At 42.9% G+C, this 17,315-nt stretch carries 16 protein-coding genes; 6 read left to right on the forward strand and 10 right to left on the reverse strand.

Annotated elements, in window-relative coordinates; all coding sequences use genetic code 11:
- Position 1: 1 nt before the first annotated feature.
- Positions 2-970 (forward strand): carbohydrate kinase family protein, encoded by a 969-nt coding sequence (locus ACFQ1M_RS14545; protein WP_386409467.1) that lies wholly within the window; start codon positions 2-4, stop codon positions 968-970.
- Here the strand turns inward: ACFQ1M_RS14545 and ACFQ1M_RS14550 are convergent.
- Both ACFQ1M_RS14550 and ACFQ1M_RS14555 read right to left on the reverse strand, forming a co-directional pair.
- Positions 961-1,473, reverse strand: coding sequence for a hypothetical protein (locus ACFQ1M_RS14550; RefSeq protein ID WP_386409469.1), 513 nt, complete (start codon positions 1,471-1,473; stop codon positions 961-963). The genes ACFQ1M_RS14545 and ACFQ1M_RS14550 overlap by 10 nt on opposite strands.
- 299 nt (positions 1,474-1,772) lie before the next feature.
- On the reverse strand, positions 1,773-2,552 hold the full coding sequence (locus tag ACFQ1M_RS14555; protein WP_386409471.1) for an alpha/beta fold hydrolase: 780 nt from the start codon (positions 2,550-2,552) through the stop codon (positions 1,773-1,775).
- A 151-nt stretch (positions 2,553-2,703) separates the two neighbouring features.
- Between ACFQ1M_RS14555 and ACFQ1M_RS14560 the strand changes: the two genes are divergently transcribed.
- Positions 2,704-2,907, forward strand: coding sequence for a Lacal_2735 family protein (locus ACFQ1M_RS14560; RefSeq protein WP_386409473.1), 204 nt, complete (start codon positions 2,704-2,706; stop codon positions 2,905-2,907).
- On the opposite strand, the gene ACFQ1M_RS14565 is transcribed toward ACFQ1M_RS14560, so the two are convergent.
- From ACFQ1M_RS14565 to prfA, 4 genes are all read right to left on the reverse strand, one after another.
- Positions 2,883-3,692, reverse strand: coding sequence for an ABC transporter substrate-binding protein (locus ACFQ1M_RS14565; RefSeq protein ID WP_386409475.1), 810 nt, complete (start codon positions 3,690-3,692; stop codon positions 2,883-2,885). The genes ACFQ1M_RS14560 and ACFQ1M_RS14565 overlap by 25 nt on opposite strands.
- Positions 3,693-3,708: 16 nt before the next feature.
- A complete protein-coding gene (gene pyrF / locus ACFQ1M_RS14570; protein WP_386409477.1) occupies positions 3,709-4,524 on the reverse strand; it encodes an orotidine-5'-phosphate decarboxylase in 816 nt (271 codons plus the stop codon).
- Positions 4,525-4,563: 39 nt separating this feature from the next.
- The gene (locus ACFQ1M_RS14575; RefSeq protein WP_386409479.1) at positions 4,564-4,914 is read right to left on the reverse strand and encodes a four helix bundle protein; all 351 of its coding nucleotides are present in this window, start codon (positions 4,912-4,914) and stop codon (positions 4,564-4,566) included.
- Between the two features lie 77 nt (positions 4,915-4,991).
- The gene (gene prfA, locus ACFQ1M_RS14580) at positions 4,992-6,068 is read right to left on the reverse strand and encodes a peptide chain release factor 1 (protein WP_386409481.1); all 1,077 of its coding nucleotides are present in this window, start codon (positions 6,066-6,068) and stop codon (positions 4,992-4,994) included.
- 162 nt (positions 6,069-6,230) lie between these two features.
- On the opposite strand from prfA, the gene ACFQ1M_RS14585 reads away from it, so the two are divergent.
- Both ACFQ1M_RS14585 and ACFQ1M_RS14590 read left to right on the forward strand, forming a co-directional pair.
- Entirely contained in the window at positions 6,231-6,740 is a 510-nt protein-coding gene (locus ACFQ1M_RS14585) for a peptide-methionine (S)-S-oxide reductase (RefSeq protein ID WP_386409483.1), read from the forward strand.
- Between the two features lie 33 nt (positions 6,741-6,773).
- Positions 6,774-7,253 (forward strand): acyl-CoA thioesterase, encoded by a 480-nt coding sequence (locus ACFQ1M_RS14590; protein WP_386409485.1) that lies wholly within the window; start codon positions 6,774-6,776, stop codon positions 7,251-7,253.
- A 2-nt stretch (positions 7,254-7,255) separates the two neighbouring features.
- On the opposite strand, the gene ACFQ1M_RS14595 is transcribed toward ACFQ1M_RS14590, so the two are convergent.
- Positions 7,256-8,155 carry a DMT family transporter gene (locus ACFQ1M_RS14595; RefSeq protein WP_386409487.1) on the reverse strand — a complete coding sequence of 300 codons (900 nt, stop codon included), beginning with the start codon at positions 8,153-8,155 and terminating at the stop codon, positions 7,256-7,258.
- A gap of 6 nt (positions 8,156-8,161) precedes the next feature.
- Positions 8,162-8,515 (reverse strand): arsenate reductase family protein, encoded by a 354-nt coding sequence (locus ACFQ1M_RS14600; protein ID WP_386409489.1) that lies wholly within the window; start codon positions 8,513-8,515, stop codon positions 8,162-8,164.
- A 71-nt stretch (positions 8,516-8,586) separates the two neighbouring features.
- On the opposite strand from ACFQ1M_RS14600, the gene ACFQ1M_RS14605 reads away from it, so the two are divergent.
- Positions 8,587-9,048, forward strand: coding sequence for a DinB family protein (locus tag ACFQ1M_RS14605; RefSeq protein WP_386409491.1), 462 nt, complete (start codon positions 8,587-8,589; stop codon positions 9,046-9,048).
- On the opposite strand, the gene ACFQ1M_RS14610 is transcribed toward ACFQ1M_RS14605, so the two are convergent.
- The gene (locus ACFQ1M_RS14610; RefSeq protein WP_386409493.1) at positions 9,035-9,781 is read right to left on the reverse strand and encodes a DUF3298 and DUF4163 domain-containing protein; all 747 of its coding nucleotides are present in this window, start codon (positions 9,779-9,781) and stop codon (positions 9,035-9,037) included. The two genes, ACFQ1M_RS14605 and ACFQ1M_RS14610, sit on opposite strands and share 14 nt — an antisense overlap.
- 105 nt (positions 9,782-9,886) lie before the next feature.
- Between ACFQ1M_RS14610 and ACFQ1M_RS14615 the strand changes: the two genes are divergently transcribed.
- The gene (locus ACFQ1M_RS14615; RefSeq protein ID WP_386410889.1) at positions 9,887-11,026 is read left to right on the forward strand and encodes a cystathionine gamma-synthase; all 1,140 of its coding nucleotides are present in this window, start codon (positions 9,887-9,889) and stop codon (positions 11,024-11,026) included.
- Between the two features lie 93 nt (positions 11,027-11,119).
- On the opposite strand, the gene ACFQ1M_RS14620 is transcribed toward ACFQ1M_RS14615, so the two are convergent.
- A complete protein-coding gene (locus tag ACFQ1M_RS14620; RefSeq protein WP_386409495.1) occupies positions 11,120-17,122 on the reverse strand; it encodes a LamG-like jellyroll fold domain-containing protein in 6,003 nt (2,000 codons plus the stop codon).
- Positions 17,123-17,315: the final 193 nt, after the last annotated feature.

Consider the following 17,315-nt stretch of genomic DNA (forward strand, 5'->3'; position numbering starts at 1 on the left):
AATGAGTTTGAAAAGAATTGCGGTCGTAGGACCGATACCTAGAGATACTATCACCACGCATAAAGGTGAGGTGATAAAAAAATATGGTTGTGTGACACATCCTACGATCGCCCTTGCAAAACTATTGGAAGGTACTGGGGAGGTGATACCGATTTCCCATGTTCACAAGGAGGATCATCTTTCTATTTTAAGATTATTCCAGCCATATTCAAATATCAATACGGAAGGGGTCGATGACCAAAACGATCAAGGGACTATCATCGATCTGAAGTTTATCGATCAAAACAACAGGCTTGAGCAACAGACCGCTAATATGACTCCAGTGACACCAGAGGATGTGAAGCCATTTCTGAATGTAGATTGCTTTGTGTTTGTTCCGATAACCGATTTTGAGATATCCCTGGATACGCTTCAGTATATAAAGGATAATAGTAATGCACGGATAATCTTTGACGCCCATGGGCCCACAACATTCGTCACAGAAGATGGCACACGCTTGCGAAAATTTTGGAACGATAAAGAACAATGGTTTCCATTTATAGATGTTCTAAAAATGAATCTAGAAGAGTCTATTTGCTGTTGGTTTGAGAAGGACTATGCAGACGACTCGTCATTTGATGAGGATCAGACAGAACATCTAGATGCTTTTGCCGAATACGTCCTAGATCGCGGAGTGAAAGTGCTTTATGTGACCTTGGATAGCCGAGGTGCCATGATGTATAAAGACGAGGTAGGAAAGGTCAAAAAACAGTTCATACCTTCTATTCCTGTTGCCGATGTGGTAGATACTACCGGATGTGGCGACTCTTTTGCAGGAGGCCTCGCCTATGGTTTTACCATGCATGATGATGCCACAAAGGCAGCGCAATTTGCAAATGCTTTGGGAGCCTTAAGAACGCAGGGAAAGGATTTTCAGGTCTTTAAGAGTTTGAAAGAAACCGAAGATATGATAAAGAACACCTATTCCTGAACTTTCTTTTTGTATAACCCATCAAAGGCCACACCTACAACTTTCTCTCCTTGTAGGTATTCCCATAATTGTCTAACGCTTCCGTCTTCATTCAGGGTCCACGTCACGCGGTTTTTATAGAGCTGTCCCTGTTGGTTCTTTAACTCATCGGATTCCAATATCATTTGATTGCCAACCCGGTTTCCTTTTAAATGAAGACTTCCACCTTGATTGTCAACCCATATTTGTTCCCACTGATTTTTTTGGGCATTGTAAAAATTGTAGCTGGTGCCAGTATAGCCGGCCGAGGCGCTGGTCCAATTTTCGCGTAAAATGCACCCGTCTTGAATCTTATCGATTACATTGGTGCCCGCTTCAGAACCATCCGGTTTTGAGACTTCCCAAGTACCTTCCCAAAAGTCGAAGGCTTGATGGTTGTCTGTACAACAATTGCAACTAGTGCTTTGTGCAAAACCGATGGTAACAATGACCAAGAGGTTGAATAACAGGAAAAGTCTTTTCATTTCATCAAAATTTAATAGAAATAATAGTACCGCTTCTATTAAAATTACCACTTTGAATCATACAAAATCCGGTGTTTAACGTTTCTTTAATGAAAACATGCTGTTTTTTTGTTAGGCTAAAGTGTTCATCAGCACTACCTGATTCATTAAAGTAATGAGCTTTTAATACTTCGATAATTTTAAATTAACGCATGTCGAGGCTAAGCAACAGATATTTGCAATATCCATTGCATGGTTAATGAAGTAAATTCATTTGAGTTAGTTAGCGAAAAAAGCCAATCTTTAAAAGGATTGGTTTTTTATTGCTGGGAGATAAAGCGTATGGTTTCCGCATTAAAGAGTGCAGGTTGTTCCACATTCACCACATGGCCGCAGTTGGGAACGACAAAAAGGCTGGCATATTCGTGTTTTTGAACGACTTTTTCTATTGAGGGCAAGAACATATAATCCTCCCCACCCATGACATACAAGGTAGGGATCTGTAATTCTACCTGTCTAAACCATCGCAACAGCGGATTGATCTCTGCCGTAAGTTTAAACCAACGCACAAATTCTTTCTGATAGAGTTTTTTGGCCTCCCTGATAAAAAGCAGACGAGATTCTTTGTGATTTTTGTTCGGCATGATGATGAATGCAAAGAACTTGTACAGCCACAGATAGGGGATCAGCGATTTGAAGACAATACCAACGCGCATCAAGATCTGCGAGCGGAAGTTCAACTTCATGATCGCACCGCCCATGATCATGCTTTGTACGCGATGCGGGTGCATTTCTGCCAATTGTCTAATGAGGATCGTACCTAGAGAGATCCCGATAAAATGAGAACGTTGGATATTTTCGTGATCGATCACTTCCAAAATATCATTGGCGATGGCATCGAAGGTGTATTTCTTGTTAAATGCATCCTTGATCGAGGCCTTCGACTCTCCGTGGCCTCGTAGATCGAGCAATAGGATGTTAAAGTGCTTTTGAAATTCTCTTAGTTGTTTGTACCAGATAGAAGAGCTGCCCCCTGCACCATGTACGAAGGTCACCCACTCAGTCGAATTTTTATGACGATAGACAGTGTAATTAAGCACTTAGCAGCAATTTTGGGTAAAGATAACAATATTTTGAGCTGATTAAGGTTTTAATCAAAAGTTTGTGTCAGTAAATAATTTTTCAGTTTTATTACGCTGTTTTACAGCATTTTAGTTATATTTAATTTATCAATAACCAGAACCCGTTATCATGAAAACACGTATCTCCAAATTGCGCCGGCGTTTTACTCAAGCACAGCTCGAAAAGCGCTACAAGATATTGGTAGAGCGCGCCTACAATTTTAGACAAACAGATGCTGCACTTAGTGATTTCTGCGAATATGAGGCACAGAAGATCCTAGAAAAGTTAGAACGTCTGCAGGATCTCGATCAGGAATTGTCCTTTAGCCGTTGATGCAGATCTTTAAAGTATTCAAAAGATTTTGTAAGCCTAGACCCATACCAAGAAAACAGTTCGCCGTCTACAAATACCGTCTTTCCATTTTGGACATATCTCGCTATTTCAAAGGCGTGGTCTTCTTTGAATGGATAAGGTTCCGAAGAAAGAAATACGACTTCCGGACCTCCTCCTTCTGAACGGAGATTCTCTAGATCGATCTCGGGATAGCGACCTTTGTGCTTATAGACATTTTCAAAGTGATTCAATTCTAAAAGATAGTTGATAAAGGTATCTTTGCCCACTACCATCCATGGTTTTCGCCAAATAAAGTAGGCCACCTTCTTTATCGGTCGAGTTTTAATGAATTTTTGAAAATCATCCAGATCAAATGCTATTTTTTGTACAATGTTTGAAGCTTCTGTTCTGCGGTCGAATAGCGTTCCATACTGTTGGATCATTTCGATGCAATCATCAATATTTGCGATATCGGAGACATGAACGGGAGCGATCGTCTCCAATTCGGCAACCATCTCTTTGGTATTTTCCTCTTTGTTGCACAAAATGATATCTGGAGCTAAGGCTATGATCTTGTCTAGTTTCACCTGCTTGGTGCCACCGACGATGTTCTTTGTACTTCTAAAGTGAGAAGGATGCACACAGAATTTGGTAATACCCATGACCTCATTCTCAAGGCCGAGGTCATATAGCAGTTCTGTCTGACTGGGAACTAACGAGATGATTCGCTTTGGGGTCTGAGCTAGGCGAATAGTTCTTTGTAACTGATCCCGATATTCCACCATGATCGAAATTTAAGAATTAGTCTTCTAAAATGGCGGCCATCGCTTTTTGTAGTGCTTCTGCCTTTTCTGCCGCCGCTTGAGCAAAATCTTTTCCTTTGGAAGCGTAGATAATACCACGAGACGAATTGATGAGCAGACCAACATCTTTCGTCATCCCGTATTTACATACTTCAGATAAGCTGCCGCCCTGTGCTCCAACGCCAGGGACCAGCAAAAAACTCTGGGGGATGATCTGGCGTATTTCTTGGAGGAATTCTGCTTTGGTGGCACCCACCACATACATTAGATTCTCTGAGTTCTTCCAAGTGATGGATGTCCTTAACACCTCTTTGTAAAGCTCGCGCTCTGGTACCTTCTTGGTCTGAAAATCAAAGGCCCCTTGGTTAGAGGTCAATGCCAGAAGAATGGTATGCTTATCCTCGAATGCCAAAAAGGGCTCTACCGAATCCTTACCCATATAAGGGGCCACCGTCACCGAGTCGAACTCCAGATCCTCAAAAAAGGCCTTCGCATACATGGTGGACGTATTCCCAATATCGCCGCGCTTCGCATCAGCGATGGTAAAGATCTCGGGATGATTCGTATTGAGATATTCGATCGTACGGGCCAATGAGCGCCATCCTTTTAATCCATAGGCCTCATAGAAGGCCGTGTTGGGCTTATAGGCCACCGCAAGATGATGGGTGGCATCAATAATTGCTTTGTTAAAGGCGAAAATGGGATCTTCCTCTTGTAGCAAATGTTCAGGGATCTTGTTGAGGTCGACGTCGAGGCCGATACAGAGAAAGGACTTCTTTTGGTGTATTTGGGCGATGAGTTGTTTTGTGGTCATTATTGGGTTTTGGGTGCTAGGTTTTAGGTGTTACACTTTCTAATCTGCATATTTTCGTAACGAATTCATTCGCTTTTGGATTCGATTTAATTCAATAACCAATAAGGTGTATTTTTCTTCTGAAAGAATACCGATTTCTTTGGAGATATGCAATTGGGTTTCTAACTCATAGGAAGATTCGAGGGCTATCTGCCAAAATCTTGAAAACTCTCTTTGAGAATTCCTAGAGCATCCTTCTGCAATGTTGGAAGGGATTGAAACTACAGCTCGCGCTATTTGAGATTTAAAGCCAAACTTTTCTTCTTTTGGAAAATCCGAAATATGTAAATATGCGAGTTTTACAAAAGCAATTGAATCATTCCATACATCAAGTTCCCTAAAGTTTCTCAAATAATTAAAGGTTTATTTTTCAATCTAATTCATAACAAAAACCCAACATCCAACACCTAGTACCCAACACCCAACGACTATATCGTCTCGCTTGCTTCTTTCAACTTCTCGGTATTCTCAGCAAGCATCAACTCGTCGATGATCTTTTGAATATCGCCATTGATGATATTACTTAGGTCATAAAGTGTTAATCCGATGCGGTGATCGGTCACGCGGCCTTGAGGATAATTATAGGTCCTGATCTTCGCACTACGGTCGCCACTGCTTACCATACTCTTTCGTTTGGCTGAGTCGGCAGCTTGCTTTTTGGCCAATTCCAGATCGTATAATCTCGAGCGTAGCACCTTGATCGCTTTTTCAAGATTTTTATGCTGCGACTTCTCGTCTTGGCAGCTTACGATAAGTCCGGTTGGCTCGTGATGTAGTTTGATGGCCGAGTAGGTTGTATTTACCGATTGTCCTCCAGGGCCGGTCGAGGTGGTACGTTCGATGCGAACCTCGCTCATGTCTAGCTCAATATCAAATTCTTCTGCCTCTGGCAATACCATTACAGTTGCTGCCGAGGTATGTACCCTTCCTTGCGTCTCTGTTTGTGGTACGCGTTGTACACGATGCACACCAGCTTCAAACTTCATCGTACCATAGACGTTTTCGCCACTCACCTCAAAGATGATCTCTTTGAAACCACCAGAGGTGCCTGCATTAAAATCGACGACATTCACTTTCCAGCCCTTGCTTTCGCAATATTTGGTGTACATTCTATGTAGATCGCCTGCAAAGATACTGGCTTCATCACCTCCGGTCCCCGCTCTGATCTCGACAACCACATTCTTAGCATCTTCAGGATCTTTTGGGATCAGCATGTATTTGATCTCTTCCTCAAGAGCAGGAAGTTGTTCTTTTGCCTCTTCGAGCTGCATCTTTGCCATTTCTACCATCTCTGCATCGCCGCCATCGGCAATGATCTCTTCGGCCTCGCTCACATTATCCAATAAGGACTTGTAGACCTCACGTTTGTCCACAAGCTGCTTCAATTCTTTATATTCTCGATTGAGCTGTACATAACGCTTTTGATCGGCGATGATATCGGGTTGAATGATCAGATCAGAGATCTCGTCGAAACGTTGCTTTACGATATTTAATTTGTCTAACATGTAGCTTCTATTATCCGGAGGGCAAATTTACGATATTTTTACTCATCCCTATTGTGAATATTGCTGCTATTCAATTAACAATTTGTTGCTCCTTTCTGTTGAATGTAATAAGGTTATCTTTGATGTGTCATAATTTTTATAATCACATATGCAGATAGGTCAATGATTCTAAAAATCGGACTAGGAGGAGGTTGCCATTGGTGTACAGAGGCTGTTTTTCAGTCATTGAAAGGCGTTCTTCGAGTTGAACAAGGTTGGGTGTCTTCAGAAGGAAAGGATGATTCCTTTTCGGAGGCAGTGATCGTTCAATTCGATGCTGCACGTATTCAGCTAAAAGAGCTGATCGAAGTACATCTTTATACGCATCAAAGCACTTCCGATCATAGCATGCGAAAAAAATATCGATCGGCCATTTACTATTTTTCTCAAGACCAAAGCGCAGAAAGCAGCTCTATTCTGAAAGTCCTCCAAGCGGAATTTGACGAAAGGATCATTACCCAAGTGCTACCGTTCAAAAACTTTGAACCTTCAAGAGAAGAAATTACCAATTATTACTACACCAACCCTCAAAAGCCTTTTTGTGAAAAATACATCGCTCCAAAACTTCAACTGCTCCTTGAAAGATTCTCATCGATCGTCAAAACAGATAAAATAAAAACTATGCGCGCATAGCAAATTAATTATCTTTGCAAAAATTGTTCGCCTATGTATTCAAAAGAGTTTGATATCCGCTGGAATGACCTCGATGCCAATCGACACTTGGCCAATTCTTCATATATCGCCTTTATGGCACATACCCGTATGGCGTTTTTGGGCGAGCATGGTTTTGGACACCGACAGATGCAGCATTATAATATTGGGCCGGTCATATTCTACGAGCATGTGTACTACTTTAGGGAAGTTTTTGCGGGGCATCCTATAAAGGTTACCTTGGAATTGGGTGGCATGAGTGAGGACGGCATGTTTTACGAGTTCATCCATAATTTTTATGACTATAAAGGGAGAAACATGTGTCGCGGTGAAATGATGGGAGGATGGTTAGATCTTGGACAACGCAAACTGATCGGCCTACCGGACGAGTTAAGGAAGGTGGTGGACCAATTGGAACACTCAGCCAATTTTAGACTGTTGACCAGAGAGGATACGCGTAAATATGCAAAAAAACCAGTAGACCTTAAGTTCTAGGCTTACGTTTCTCGCTTTCTCTTGGACACCTTGGTTACCAAGTAGACGCCTATAAAAACGAGGACGGCGGCAACAACCTTCACTATATTTAAAGCATCCGCTCCCATAACCATGGCAAATGCGATGGCCAATAGAGGCTGTAAATAGATAAATGCACCGATTGTGGAAGCTTTGAGTTCTCTAAGCGCATAGACATTCAATAAATACGTTAAAAAGGTGGTCCCGACCACAACAAAGACCATTTTCCAGACAACGTCCATCGGAAGTGACGTCCATTGTACTTCGTTAAATTCCGCGATGGTAATAGGAAAATTGATCACAATGGCAATGGCAAAGAACCACTTCATCAGGGTGATCGAATGATACTTGGCGGTTAGCGGCTTTACAAGCACCAAGTAGATCGCATAGAAAGCTGCATTTAGTATGAACAGCGTGTTTCCCAACGGGATATTTGGTGCATCTTGTCGAACTTCATCCCCAAATAGAATGAGACCCAAGGCTCCTGCGAAGCCAAGCAATATTCCAACAGCTCGGACCCACGTTATCTTCTCACCAATTAGAACGGCCGAAAGGATAAACACCAAAATGGGCGATACGGTGATCATCACCGAACTATTGATCGGGGTAGAAAGCTCTAGTCCCCAAAAGAACGATAGCATATTGAGCACCATGCCAAAGCAGGCACAGGCAAGGATACGTGGCCAATCGCTCTTTGCGATCTTTTCTTTAGGCGCCCAAATACTGATGAGCCAAAATAGAATGCCAGCGCCCAGCACCCGCAGTAGTATGAATCCAAAAGATTTGATGTAGATAGGCATTACTCCTTTGGCAAGGGTGTGGTTAACGGCATAAATGCTACTCGCCGTAAAAGCGGCCATTAGGGCCAGTGTTCTTTTGCTCATTATAAATTACGAATGAATGGCATCCTTTGCTTCCGCAACCACTTTTTTACTGTTTCCTATAAAGATATGGTCGTCAACAATGGTTACGGGGCGTTTTAAAAAGGTATAATGTTCTAGAATGAGGTCCTTGTAATCCTTTTCCGTGAGTGCCCTATCCTTTAGACCACGTTCTTTATACAATCTGGCACGTTTGCTGAAAAGTGCCTCATAACTCCCAGCGAGCCGATGCATCTCATCGAGCTGTTCTGTTGTTATTTTTTCGGTCTTGATGTCTTGTAACACAAAATCTGAAGGCAGCTGCAATTCCTTGATGATCCGTTGGCAGGTATCGCATGTTTGAAGATGGTATATTTTTTTCATGAGGTACGCTTTTCAATGCAAAGAAACAGCATTTAAAACTGAAAAAATTATCTTTAGCAAAAAATCGCCACATGGATTTCGTTTTCGAAACTTCACTGCAAAACAGGAGGTCGCTTCACTATTTTTTGAATAACCTTTCCCTTCAAGAGTTAAATACGGTACCAGCTGGTTTTTCCAATAGTATCTTTTGGAATATCGCACATGTCGTGGTCACTCAGCAATTGCTCGTTTATACGCTATCAGGGAAAGAATCAATGCTGCCGCAATCGTTTATCGATAGTTTCCGCAAGGGAACCAAGCACGAAAAAGATGCCACTGAACAGGATGTAAAGCAGGTTTCGGAATGGCTGTTCGCAACATTGGAAAAGACGAAGGAGGACTATGCAAAAAGTGTCTTTAAAAATTATGGTTCCTATACGACTTCCTTAAAAGTGACCTTGAAGACGGTAGAGGACGGATTGAACTTCAACAATTTTCACGAAGGGATCCATTTGGGCTATATTCTAGCCATGAAAAAGGCTATCGTTTCTTAAGATATTCCTCGACTGTAGCATAATCGATGGTCAAGGATTGCGGCCCTTCCGTATACGGAGCAATTTCATAGGGTTTGTAAGTCATTACAATATGCTCTTTGGTAAAGCCAATGGTCTCAGGAAGGTGAAATTGATCATTCTCGAAATCGAAGCCGGCCGAATTGATGTTTGCTACTTCTGGAATTTTATATTTATTTCTGAATTGGCCCTCCGCCAGTGCTATAAATCCATCGAGATCTTCAAACAGATCCTTTGGTTCCATGATGTTTCCCGTTTTTGGATCAAAATTCAAATACTTGGTGCTTTGGTAACCATGAGCCCCGCCGACATACATTTCTACATCAAGTCTTATGGAGATAAGTTGATCGGTCTGGTAAGAGACATCACCGAATATGAAGGCATACCAACTGGCCTCTGATTCAAATTCCTCTTTGTTTTCCTCGAACGATTTAAAAAATGATCTTTTAGCCGCATCAATCGTTTCTATACCCTCATCCTCACTATAGTTTAGATAGGGAAGAATGGCACTTATAATTGCCTCATTGATGGTTTCTTGTACTTTCTCGTCACCCTTCGCCAAAACATAGTTGAGTGCTATCTCTGCACAAGATTCGTCGTCGCAATGATCACTGCTTTCTTTGCTGTCGATAGCTTCAAATGTAAGTGTTGCTTCTTTTTCGCAACCAATTAGCGATATAACAAGAAGCAGTAGGCATAAAACTTTTTTCATCATACGATTTACGATTTATAACTCTAAAAGTACCTACTAGATTGTAATCCCCAAAAGGAAACGGTATTTTTGTCTGCATTAAGAATAGCTATTATGAGTTCGGAGAATATTAAGTTCAATACAAAGACCATCCATGGTGGTCAAGAATATGATAAGGCTTATGGGGCAGTGATGCCTCCTATCTATCAAACGTCGACCTATGCGCAAACCACGCCTGGAGGGCACAAAGGTTTTGAGTACAGTCGCACGCACAATCCTACACGCAAAGCGCTAGAGGATTCCTTTGCAAGCATAGAAAATGGTAATTTCGGCTTGGCTTTTGGCAGTGGATTGGCTGCGATCGATGCGGTGATCAAATTATTGAAGCCGGGAGACGAAGTGATCTCCACCAATGATCTCTATGGTGGATCCTATCGCTTGTTCACTAAGATTTACGAGGATTTCGGGATAAAATTCCACTTTATTGGTATGGAAAATGCCGATAAGGTTGCACATTATGTCAACGAAAAGACACGTTTGATCTGGGTGGAAACCCCTACCAACCCAATGATGAATATCATCGACATCCAAGCGGTAGCTGCGGTCGCCAAAGAGCACGATATATTATTGGCGGTCGACAATACTTTTGCCACTCCATATTTACAACAACCCTTAGAACTTGGGGCCGACATCGTGATGCATTCTGCCACCAAATATCTGGGCGGTCATAGCGATGTGGTAATGGGCGCCTTGGTTGTAAAAGACAAAGAGCTAGCAGATAAGTTATATTTTATACAAAATGCAAGTGGTGCAGTTTGTGGCCCTATGGACAGCTTTTTGGTGCTTCGTGGCATAAAGACGCTTCATGTAAGGATGCAGCGGCACTGTGAGAATGGGAAGGCTATCGCTGCCTATTTGGCGAGCCACCCAAAAATTGAAAAGGTCTATTGGCCAGGGTTCGAAGATCATCCCAACCATGACGTTGCGAAACGACAGATGAACGATTTTGGAGGAATGGTCTCGTTCATTACCAAAGGAAGCAATTATGCCGAGGCCATCAAGATCGTTGAAAAGTTGAAGATCTTCACACTGGCGGAATCGCTGGGAGGCGTAGAGTCCTTGGCGGGACATCCCGCAAGTATGACCCATGCTTCTATTCCGAAGGAAGAACGTGAAAAGACAGGAGTTGTCGACTCATTGATTAGACTAAGTGTTGGAATTGAAGATGTGGAAGACCTTATTGAGGATCTTCGTCAGGCAATAGGGTAATTTACTTGATAACATCAATAGTGTTGAATAAAAAAGCCGCTTATCAATAAGCGGCTTTTTAACTGAATTAAGTAAGGAGCAAATTAAACGATATCAATACCTTAACATTTTTCTCGTGACAACTCCTTTATCGGTATATATTTTTACAATATAGATTCCTCTTTGTATGTTCACCGGAATATCAATTCTACGATCATTACTCTCAATGGTAGCTTCTACAACAGGCCTTCTTTGAAGGTCATAGATCACCATGTTATGAATATGGTCTTTTCTAAAGTTGAAGATCTTCACTTCTTTTCCTCTTCGAGAGTAGATCACAAAGATCGGTAGGTGTGAAGCATCCTCCTCAGGGGTCACTTCTTCCTCTGCAGGCTTGAATACCATCTGAAAACGGTCGGTATTCACCTGTTGGTCCAGCACTACTTTGAAAGGAGCACTTCTAAGGTCATGATGCGAACCATCTTCGTTATCTCTAATATAGATATCTACATCTTCTGATATATTTTCTAGCTCATCGATCATGATGGTGAACTCTTGGTTGGCGTGCGCCTCATCGATCTGGAAGCCTAGCGCCAAACGTCTATCTTTATCGTAGCTATCTACCGCTTGGATCACATACTTTTCATTTTCAAGCATCCAATAGGCATCCGATCGCTGATCATCTAAAAGTCTACCGTCGTATCCAGGGTCAACACCATCGGTGGTACCTTCGATAAATGCCAATAGCAATTGCCTATGGAATCCTTCGGCATTTTCAAAACCGATTCTTATTCTTTGCGTTTCTTGCTGATTTGCAATGATATCGTTGTCGCCATCATCTCGGTTCGCATTTCTAATAAATTGCGAATCACCTGTGTTCTCCTTCCTAAAGACACGTTGACCGTTGTTAAATTCTATGGTTCCACCATCGGCATCTGCCTCCACAAAGAAACCTTGAGCAACGGGAACGTATCTTGTAGGCACTTTCGATGGCGCACCAGATTGACTTACATCGGGATGAGCAACAGCCATCACACCTCCCGAAAGGTTATACAATGCATAGCCTCCTTGATAATCGATCAAATTATGTGAGTTGCCACCATAGTGTTCCCAGAAATACAAAGTTCCAGTGATAGCGCCATTGTTGTCCAAAATAAATTGATTAGCGTCTAAGGCAGAAGGATAGGGATTCCCAACCAAGCTTTGGTTGGTGCCCGAAATAGCATGAGTGATCGTACCGTTGTTAGGCTTCCCTTCAAAAATATAGTTTTGCTCGGCACCTATTCCTGGATTATACTGAGCTCCTTTTAGAGTAAAGCCCATTCCTGCAGGAATGCTTCCCAAATTCCCGGTAAATGACCAGGCGTCATAATCTTCTGCTGCTCCGTTGTCAAACATATATATCCAGCTGCTACTTAAGGTCAGTGGATTGGTTTGAGTGGTTGGAACATTGATGTCTGTAGTAAACTGCACAGTACCATTAGGCTCTTTGAGCGTTGCCGCGATAAAGTCCGAATTATTTTGTGTCACACTCGGTGCCCCAACAGGCGATGAAAAATAATTATAGGTGTATTGATCCGCAGTACCTTGCTGATCTCTCTCCAGAATACCAGCGCTGGTAACTTCTAAGGTACTGTTCGCAGTTTGTATCAATTGAGATTCTCCTTCTAGATCAATTCTTCCGTCCAGCTCTAAATACCAATCATTGGTGATGGCTCGGTCATTATTAACCGTAAAAGAACCACTGCCATCGATGATCAAACCTAATAGGTCATGGTCATCGGATGTCGTAAGGTCATGCGCAACATTGACGATGGCCCATGGTTTGTTGCTGGCAACATCTTCGATGTCCCAAACATCGCCATATAACCATGTACTTTGAGAGGTCCACGCCCCATCCGAGGTGGTGATGTAAGGCATCGGTGCTGTCTGACTTTGGAAGGTGGTGATATTTTTTAGGAATGCATTTCTTCCTTTACCAGAGGCATCTGTTGTTCTACCGGTCAAAATATTGGTCATAGGATAATAGGCTTCTAAATCGTTCCATTGAATGGCAGTTCCGCCATCCATGGCCACTGTTTTTGGAATAACCGTTCCTTCTACCTCAGTACCATTCTGCTGAATTTCTTGGTACACCAAACGTTGAATTTGATTGGCATTCAACCTAGTACTGAACGCTCTTACTTCGTCTGCGGCTCCGCGGTAATAATTGGTGCTCGCACCACTTTGACGTCCTATAGTAAAATCTCTATTAGGTGTAGACATGGTATCGTTCAATAGACCTGAAGACCCCAAAGTTCCTTCAAGTTCACCATTGACATAGATGCGGACTTGATTATCAGTTGCACTGAATGTAGCGGTAATATGCGCCCACTCGTTTAACTTAAGTGCGCCAGAGGTCGCAGCAAGACTAGCATTTGTGCCACCGTTCGTATTGACATATACATGAGGGATTCTACTGGCGTCGGTATAGATATAGAACATTTCTTCGCCTGCGATATGCCCTCTATTGCTATAACCGCCATCTAACTTGACCCAAGCCATGATGGTCGCTTCACCCATTCCGCCCATAAATCCTGGCGTCGTCATGTGGTCATCTATACCATCAAAGTCGATCGCTGCGGTGGAAGGTGGATTAACAAACGGAAGATCTCTATAGTCCAAGTCCCCTCCAAGAGCAAGATCTCCATCACTATCTGGTAACACAGAAGCTGCCGGGTCGTTTATAGTATCGTTAGGATCATAACCGTCCAGATCATCGCCACTGCTAGGCGCTCCTGCTCCAGCTTCGAAGGCATAATCCAATCCGTCGGTATCGATATCGAGTACAAAAGGGAAATTGCTCATTCCGTTCTCTTGTACATCGGGAATGCCATCATTATCAGAATCGGTATCTCGATAGTCTGGCGTACCATCCCCATCGGTATCCTCTACTGAGGTAAATCCATTGCCATAGGCCACGTTGACACCCTCGGCTGTAGATATGTTAATGGCGAAAGGATAACCCAGAGGGCTAGTGATGAACACTACGGTCGGCGGAATATAACCAGCGGTAGATTGAGCTTCAACATTGTCAGGGATTCCATCGTCGTCACTATCTAAATCCACATAATCTAGTTTTGTGTCATTGTCTGGTGTGGCGCGCAAGGTATAATTTAGAACACCGCTATCGGGGAACGTCTCTAAGTCATCTAGAAGACCGTTAGCGCCAATATCTGTTAATCCGTTATCAACACGGCCGTCAAAGTCGGTGTCAAATCCATGCCCTACTTCCATGGTGTCCAAAATACCATCACCATCGGCGTCGATATCCAAATGATTGGGTAATCCGTCGGTATCGTTGTCAGACCCGTTATTGATTTGAACGAACGGATCGTCGAGATCTTGAACGTTGCATTCTCCAAAATCTAACGAGAAGTTTCTTCGATAACTAGCGGTTGTCCCAATTTGTACTTTAAAAGTATCACGATTGATATATCCAAAGAACATGATCGCTTCGGGATCTCTGTTGGCCGCATTATAGTTAGGGCCGTTAGATGAGAAACGCTCTCTTCCACCACTTAGTGTTACGTGCTGTACGTCTGTTGGATTATTCAGCGCAAAATAGTCTGGCGTAAACACGGTGACCACCTCAGTGAATGCTGATCCATCGATATCGATGGCAACGCCACCGAATCGGGGAACTTTAAAGGGCACACTGGTGCCACCAAGAACGAGCTGTAATTCGAACTCTACATACTGAATTCCATTTCCGTTTCCTCTTACTCTGGGTTGCCAGTGACCGTCAATACCATAGGCTGTTGAATCTTCACTGATCAAGGTCGCTCCAGATGTTTTATCGGTGATTTCGCAAAGCACGTCCAAAGTAAGTCCGATATAGGTGACCACATTTGGAAATCTGTAAACTGCTCCAACCTGTCCGGCCGTACCGCTTACTAGCGAAGATCCTGAGAATTGCGCATCTGGAAAGGAGCAAAATCCATCAAGGTCGATTTGAATAAGATCAAAGAAATCTGGGATTCCATCGTTGTCGTCATCAATGTCTTCATCATTATTAATACCATCACCATCGGTATCTGGGAAGTCTGGTAACGCATCTCTGTAATCGACATCGCCACCCCCGATACCTAGGTCGTTATCGCTATCTGGCAATAGAGTAGGATCGTTGATATTTCCATCGGGATCGCCATAACCAGGAAGATCGTCAACATAGTTATCTAGGCCATCACCATCATAATCAAGATTGTTCAGGGCGATTCCTGCTTCAAAATTATCGGTAAATGCATCTCCGTCGGCATTGTTGTTTAAGAAGTCGAAAGAGCCGTCATTCAAAGTATCTACCGGATTAATTCCAGATGGCTCATAGGTATCCACTAAACCATCACCATCAGAATCAGTGGCCGCATAGGTAATAAACCCTGTAGTTGTTTGTCCTTCTACATTGTCTGGGATACCATCGCCATCACTATCTAGGTCGTGATGGTTGGCGATATTGTCTCCATCGATATCGAAGGCAGCTTCAACCAGACCATCGGTATCTCCAATAGCGGCGTTGGTATCATCATTATCTGAAAAGATCGGGACTAGATCCGAATCACCGTCGGTCAACGGATCAATTCCACCGGACTCTACAGTATCCAATATACCGTCGTTGTCATCATCTATATCTGTAGCATCGGGGCTACCGTCCCCATCGGTGTCCAAGTTAGCGATTGCAATGGTAAAGATGGCGCCGTCTGGCAAGTCGAGTGCTGCGGTTGAGTAAAATCCATCTCCCGCGATGTTGTCATCGCCATTGTTTCCATCATCATACATCAAAGTAGGAGTTTCGTCAGTCAAGCTACCATCTCCATCAGAATCATAGACAAAATAATATTGGGCACTGGTGGGAATGTTGAAGAAAATGTTATTCATATTGATCGAAATCTCCAAATTTCCAATACTACCTGTTTCAGCAACTTTCCATTTCCTATCTAACACAAAAAAGCCAGAAGGATTATTACTAGAGGCCCAAGCGGCATTACCTCCGTTGTTTCCCCAAAGCATAAAATTAAGGTTGTTGATCGTGCTTGTGTTGGCATTATTCGAAGGATCCAAGGAGATATTTCCAATAGCAACGATACCGTCGTTGGCACTTGAAATGGATTGTTTTTGGTACAAACCTTGGCAGTCTTCCCGTCCTATACCAGTGATGTCATTGTCAAAACCACCTGTGTTCCCATAGTCCCAAAGTGGATTGGTGATAGAGGCATCGACAGCGATGTAATCCTTGTTCAGAGAAACGCCATATTTTAGGGCGAGATAGGTGTCAATTTGGTCACGCTCGGTCGCATTGGTTATTGCTCTGTTGTAAACAAGTACCTCCGCAATCTCACCATCCCAAAAACCATTGGACGTGGATAACCAACCACCTAGCTTAGCCGTTGTGGCACTGGCGGTATTATAAGGTGCAGAGATAGAGTCGTTGGTAAACAATACACCATCTCTATAAAACTCGGCAGCACCTCCATTGATGGCAATGCTATTGATGGAAGGGATGTTGTTTTCCCAATAACCAGTCTGAGAAAAGGTGACCTCACCATCTTCGTTGATCGCTCCTGCCGTGGCCTCATTGATTTCGGAACCATAGCCAAAGGCGGTACCTCCAGAAGTGTTTCCATATCCAAAGACATAGCTATCGTCTAGTGTTCTAGGTCGTGTAACGACGTAGATGGTACGGTCGTTGTTTCCTGAATTAAAATTGACATTGTTCAAGGTGTAGACCGAAGTGATTCCATCGTTAAAGGTGATGGCCTCGTTGTAATTTATATAGTTGGTAAGATTTAGGGTCGCTCCTGTGCCATCGGTAACGGTCACACCAGATCCTGACTGGTCTGTCCAACCCAATCCGCCGACGTCAGCTCTTAGCCAAAGGGCAAGTTGGCTATTTGTGCACGCAGGAGGGAGTGAGAGTATAGCAGGAGCTTTCTTCGTCTCCGCTATCAACGAATCGTTCTCTACCTCACTGGGAGGGACTTTTTTTGAAAAAGGAGTTACTGAATAAGGGACTTTTGCTAAAAGGCTTCCAGATGATAGCATGGCAGCCGTTAGCAAAAGAAAAAAGTAGTTTTTCTTCATGGCAATTTGGGTTAATGAGGTTCAACATATTCAATTCAGAAATGTTTAATCTTGATTAAATTTGGGCTACCCTCTATTGGGCAGAGGGAAAAGTGAAAATAAAATAAATTATTGTTTGTCAATCGCTAAGGAACGTAGGATCGATGAAATACATGCTTTTTTAACACATCTGACGTATTTTCCTACTACTTTG

Source organism: Sungkyunkwania multivorans (assembly GCF_042675645.1).
Taxonomy (GTDB): Bacteria; Bacteroidota; Bacteroidia; order Flavobacteriales; family Flavobacteriaceae; genus Sungkyunkwania; species Sungkyunkwania multivorans.

Excerpts from the sequence above, each read along its gene's own strand:
- ACFQ1M_RS14545 (WP_386409467.1), top strand. The coding sequence starts at position 2 with ATGAGTTTGAAAAGAATTGCGGTCGTAGGACCGATACCTAGAGATACT.
- ACFQ1M_RS14550 (WP_386409469.1), bottom strand. The coding sequence starts at position 1,473 with ATGAAAAGACTTTTCCTGTTATTCAACCTCTTGGTCATTGTTACCATC.
- ACFQ1M_RS14560 (WP_386409473.1), top strand. The coding sequence starts at position 2,704 with ATGAAAACACGTATCTCCAAATTGCGCCGGCGTTTTACTCAAGCACAG.
- ACFQ1M_RS14565 (WP_386409475.1), bottom strand. The coding sequence starts at position 3,692 with ATGGTGGAATATCGGGATCAGTTACAAAGAACTATTCGCCTAGCTCAG.
- pyrF (WP_386409477.1), bottom strand. The coding sequence starts at position 4,524 with ATGACCACAAAACAACTCATCGCCCAAATACACCAAAAGAAGTCCTTT.
- prfA (WP_386409481.1), bottom strand. The coding sequence starts at position 6,068 with ATGTTAGACAAATTAAATATCGTAAAGCAACGTTTCGACGAGATCTCT.
- ACFQ1M_RS14585 (WP_386409483.1), top strand. The coding sequence starts at position 6,231 with ATGATTCTAAAAATCGGACTAGGAGGAGGTTGCCATTGGTGTACAGAG.
- ACFQ1M_RS14590 (WP_386409485.1), top strand. The coding sequence starts at position 6,774 with ATGTATTCAAAAGAGTTTGATATCCGCTGGAATGACCTCGATGCCAAT.
- ACFQ1M_RS14595 (WP_386409487.1), bottom strand. The coding sequence starts at position 8,155 with ATGAGCAAAAGAACACTGGCCCTAATGGCCGCTTTTACGGCGAGTAGC.
- ACFQ1M_RS14600 (WP_386409489.1), bottom strand. The coding sequence starts at position 8,515 with ATGAAAAAAATATACCATCTTCAAACATGCGATACCTGCCAACGGATC.
- ACFQ1M_RS14605 (WP_386409491.1), top strand. The coding sequence starts at position 8,587 with ATGGATTTCGTTTTCGAAACTTCACTGCAAAACAGGAGGTCGCTTCAC.
- ACFQ1M_RS14610 (WP_386409493.1), bottom strand. The coding sequence starts at position 9,781 with ATGATGAAAAAAGTTTTATGCCTACTGCTTCTTGTTATATCGCTAATT.
- ACFQ1M_RS14620 (WP_386409495.1), bottom strand. The coding sequence starts at position 17,122 with ATGAAGAAAAACTACTTTTTTCTTTTGCTAACGGCTGCCATGCTATCA.